The following is a 4,010-nucleotide window of genomic DNA, read 5'->3' as shown; positions in this document are numbered from 1 at the left end:
TTGGGCCTTAATCCCGCACGGCCGACGCCAATTCTTGCCGGTGTTTTGCTCATTAAAAGATCCAGCTCTTCCTTATTAATCGGATTTTCAATTCCTACAGGGGGCTTTGGTTCAAGAAGTATTTCTTTTTCATGGGCTGACTCCACGCATCCCGGACTTTGATTGCACTCTGTTTCAACATGATTCGTCCGGTGGTTCCAAAATTTCACTTCCACTTTTGCCGATGGATCATCATTCGTCTTTTTCTTCACTTCTTCCACCGCCGAACCGCCAGCAGCTGTCTTCGTCTGCAATTTTTCAACCACCATTTTCGTGATTTGTTCCACTAACTCAGGATTCACTCCTTACACCTCCTATCGCGAAAAAATCGTCGGGTCACCTGCATATTTACTTAATTTCCCGTTTTCAAAAATCCCCATTTTCTCCAGCCATGCTTCAAATAAAGGGGCCGGCCGTTTATTCAGCGTCTGCCTTAATGTCGCAACATCGTGAAAACTTAAGCTCTGGTAATTGAGCATACAATCATCACCCATTGGCGCAGCGATAATAAAATTCACCCCTGCCGCGGAAAGCAGCACGCCAAGATCTTCAATGTCATTCTGGTCTGCTTTAATATGGTTCGTATAGCAAATATCAACGCCCATTGGAATGCCATGCATTTTTCCCATAAAATGATCCTCCAGACCGGCTCGAATCACTTGTTTGTTGTTGTACAAGTACTCTGGTCCGATAAAGCCGACTACCGTATTCACAATATACGGGTCATAGTAGCGGGCAAAGCCATAATTCCGGGATTCCATTGTCAATTGGTCGATATCATAGTGCGCTTCGGCCGATAATTCCGAGCCTTGACCTGTCTCAAAATACAAACGTTGTGGACCCGTTCCTGTACCGTATACTTTCGCCATTTCATTGGCTTCCTCCAAGAGTGAAGCGCTAATCCCGAAAGAACGATTCGCCGCTTCGGTTCCGGCAATACTCTGGAAAATCATATCTGCCGGCGCCCCCTGCTGGACCGCTTTCATTTGAGTTGTCACATGGGCAAGCACACAGTTTTGCGTTGGAATTTCCCATTTTTGAATAAAGTCATGTGTCGCATGCAATAACCGTTTTACACTTTCAACGGAGTCATCTACCGGGTTTATTCCAATGACTGCATCCCCAATCCCATAGGCAAGGCCTTCTTTCATTGAGGCCATCATCCCGTCGACATTATCCGTCGGATGGTTTGGTTGCAGCCTAGAGGCTAACACTCCTTTTTGACCAATCGTAATATTGCATTTGGATAAAACTTCAATTTTATTGGCGGCATGGACTAAATCGAGGTTGGACATAATCTTTGCCACCGCTGCAATCATTTCACTATTCAGACCTCGGCTGAGGCGTTTCAAGTCTTCACCGGTAGTTGTATCGTTCAGGATATACTCGCGAAGCTCCGAAACAGACCAATTTTTAATCGATTGATAGATGGGGTCGTTGATTTGACCCTCGATAATCCTTGAGACCTCATCCTCTTCAGGAGATAGCATGGGATTTTCCCTAATATCTTGTAGTGTTAAATAGCTCAACACTTGTTTAGCTGCAATTCTTTCCTGAACAGTTTCAGCAGCAATCCCTGCTAAGCGGTCGCCGGATTTTTCTTCATTTGCTTTCGCAAATAAATCCTTTAGTGAGGAAAACTGATAGACAGTACCTAAATAGGTGGACTTTAATCTCATAAAAATGCCCCCTTTCGTCATTTCTGGAATGTTAATGTTTTTATGATGACAGGAACAACATCGGTTTCGAGCACTTGGCCTATATCCAAATAGTCCCCATTTTCAACTCTAATTTGATCAATACAAATGATGGATTGCAGCGGAGCCTTCCTCTTGAGTGTTTGCCCGAGAACTTTTGCATAATCCCGGTCAAGCACAAGGACCAACTCTTGAGTTTGATTCGGTTTTTGTTTCATTGCTTTGAGGATGGATTCAGCAAATTCATCGATTTCACGGAATCTTAAGTAAGGCAATTCTGAAAAATAAACCGCAAAATTCTGTCCCTCACGCTGTGGGTCATAGAGATCGAGTGCTTCCTCAATAAGCTTGGTTAATTGATTTATTTCCGTTTTAAAATCACCCTCGAATCGAATCTGGTAAACCGGCAAGTTTTTCATCGGCAATTTACGATGATCAACTTCAATAGTTGCGCCGCTGATTTCAGTCGTTTGCATTCCGGCGCCTAGCACTGTGGCCCGAACCGTTTCCTGCGGCTTTACCCAAGTCCACTCTGCAAGACTTGAGCTTTCTTTTAAGGAGGCGGCTAACATCAACCCGATATCATCGTATTTAGCCGACTGTACGGTTCCGGTCTCATGATGATAAATGCATTCACTTATCCCGCCTGAGAACATTATCGCCTCAATATCTTCCACCCAGTTAGGTTCATGCCCTAGCAGCAGCGGTAGATCCTCGTTTGTGAGTTCCTTTTTTAACATCCGCGCAATGACATCTGCCATAAAATCGGTTACTTGTTTTATCGCTGATGGATTTTGGGTTTGCCCTTCCACCATCCTTGAATCCCATTGTCGCAGTAAATTCTTAACTGGCGGAGAAATACTCTGGATTTTATTATCGTTACATTCAATTAATCTGCCGCCTACATGAAGCGTACAGGTTCCACAAAGTCTGCCAGATTTATAAACGGCCACATTGGCGGTACCCCCGCCGATATCGATGTTGGCGATAACCTTCCCTGTATTTATCGAATATTCATAGGCGCCCGATCCCTTAGCGGCAATAATTCCTTCTAAGTCAGGACCAGCTGTTGCCACTAGAAACTCCCCAGCCTGGTCAGACAGCTGATGCAGCATGACTTCTGCATTTGAGTTTGTGGCTGTTTCACCCGTAATAATCACTGCCCCCGTTTGAATATCCTTCGGCTCAATACCAGCTTTCTGATATTCCTTTCTGACAAGGTCTTCAATTTTTTCAATATCAATCGTGGTTGGTGAAAGCAGCGGTGTCCGGTAAATCGGGCTGCGATGGATGACCTCTTTGTCAATGATTTCAATTCGCGGCACATGTGCCCCGCCAGCCATATTCATTAACGTGAACCGGCTGATTACTAGCTTGGTTGTACTTGTGCCTATATCGATCCCCGCACTGATCATTTCTTCTTTTTGCGGGCCTTTGAACTTCATCTCAACTCCCCCAAAAAAACAAAAAGCGCCCCTTGTAAACTATCCCAAATTAGATAGTTTAAAAGAGGCGCCATTGCCGTTAAATTCATTTGTTATTCATAATATAAATTATTTTCTGGATATTGTAAAGGTTTTCATTTAAAAAATAACAAATGGAGATGGATTTCCTTCAAGATACTTCTTCATTTCCTGTGTCGAACGGTAGTTTACTAGATTCCGGATCTCCTCTATTCCTTCATTTTTTAGGGAAGAGGTAATGACAATTGGACCTTTGGTTACGATTACCTTTTTTAACAAAGAAATGGCTAGTTCAACGTCAGCCTGGTCTGAATCACTTTTTGTGACGACCCCTATGGGGATTTTATTGATTCCGCTGCTGAATCCTGGCGGGAAAATCATCTTCTTCTTGGTCGCATCCTGTAAATACAGGACATGGGTCACTTCTAAGGCCGTTGCCATGATATTTTTATAGTAGAACGGGTTTTCACAATATTCTCCTGGGGTATCAACAATCCAATCATAGTAATTCAGCGACTGCGTTTTGACAGCAGGCACTTCCCGGCCAAGCAATGCATTTGTTAACGTCGATTTTCCTGCTCCAATGGAACCGATCAGCATGGCCCGGTTCTTTTTCGTCATCCTATTTCCTCCTTTCTTGAAAAATTCTATTTTCTGATTCTATGACTTCGTGATCTCGGCAGGGGTATATTTCAGCGTAGCCTGCAAAAAGCGGTTGATTTCCTGCATCGCCATTTCCACCTCTGAAACATTGCCGACAATCACAAGACTTCCGGTAAAGCGATCCAAAAATCCTAACTTGACATTAGCC

3 protein-coding genes and 2 pseudogenes are annotated in these 4,010 nt (G+C 43.8%); all 5 read right to left on the bottom strand.

The genetic code is table 11. From position 1 onward, the window contains the following. Positions 1-341, bottom strand: a pseudogene (locus tag V7659_RS29685) (hypothetical protein); the annotation flags it as partial. 12 nt (positions 342-353) lie between these two features. Continuing rightward, complete coding sequence (locus V7659_RS29680; RefSeq protein WP_335543624.1) at positions 354-1,718, bottom strand: ethanolamine ammonia-lyase subunit EutB; 1,365 nt, start codon at positions 1,716-1,718, stop codon at positions 354-356. 17 nt (positions 1,719-1,735) lie between these two features. Beyond that, positions 1,736-3,181 carry an ethanolamine ammonia-lyase reactivating factor EutA gene (locus V7659_RS29675; RefSeq protein ID WP_335543623.1) on the bottom strand — a complete coding sequence of 482 codons (1,446 nt, stop codon included), beginning with the start codon at positions 3,179-3,181 and terminating at the stop codon, positions 1,736-1,738. 138 nt (positions 3,182-3,319) lie between these two features. Beyond that, positions 3,320-3,820, bottom strand: coding sequence for a EutP/PduV family microcompartment system protein (locus tag V7659_RS29670; RefSeq protein WP_335543622.1), 501 nt, complete (start codon positions 3,818-3,820; stop codon positions 3,320-3,322). A gap of 39 nt (positions 3,821-3,859) precedes the next feature. After that, a pseudogene (locus tag V7659_RS29665) lies at positions 3,860-4,010 on the bottom strand (propanediol utilization protein); the annotation flags it as partial.

Origin of the sequence: Neobacillus drentensis (genome assembly GCF_036966985.1) — a bacterium.
Lineage (GTDB): Bacteria > Bacillota > Bacilli > Bacillales > Cytobacillaceae > Neobacillus > Neobacillus drentensis_E.
The sequence above is the reverse complement of the archived record's forward strand: the minus strand, read 5'-3'. Positions and strand labels throughout refer to the sequence as shown.